General features: G+C 46.5%; 2 rRNA genes. Both read left to right on the top strand.

The annotated features are described in order from the left end of the window. Window positions 1-119: ribosomal RNA gene (locus GM676_RS31385) — 23S ribosomal RNA — on the top strand; the annotation flags it as partial. Between the two features lie 153 nt (window positions 120-272). Beyond that, a 5S ribosomal RNA gene (rrf, locus tag GM676_RS31390) occupies window positions 273-385 on the top strand. Window positions 386-389 lie beyond the last annotated feature (4 nt).

Raw genomic sequence — 389 nt, forward strand, 5'->3', positions numbered from 1 at the left:
TTCCCAGAGCCTTGAGCTCTTTGAAGGGTCGTTCGAGACCAGGACGTTGATAGGTCAGGTGTGGAAGTGCAGTAATGCATTAAGCTAACTGATACTAATTGCCCGTACGGCTTGTCCCTATAACCTTAGCAGGTTATGGCTTTAAGAATTGTTGCGTTGATTACGCTCATTACCTGAAACAATTACTTGATAAACGGTATAAATCGTTTATAATACTGCCTTCCAGATTCATGGCGCCGCGGAGAAAGACGCGACGCTAGTACAAGTCAAAGCTTGATGACCATAGTAAGTCGGTCCCACCCCTTCCCATCCCGAACAGGACCGTGAAACGACTCTACGCCGATGATAGTGCTGCAACCAGTGTGAAAGTAGGTTATCGTCAAGCTAGT

It is taken from the genome of Duganella radicis, from assembly GCF_009720825.1.
Classification (GTDB): Bacteria; Pseudomonadota; Gammaproteobacteria; order Burkholderiales; family Burkholderiaceae_D; genus Rugamonas; species Rugamonas radicis.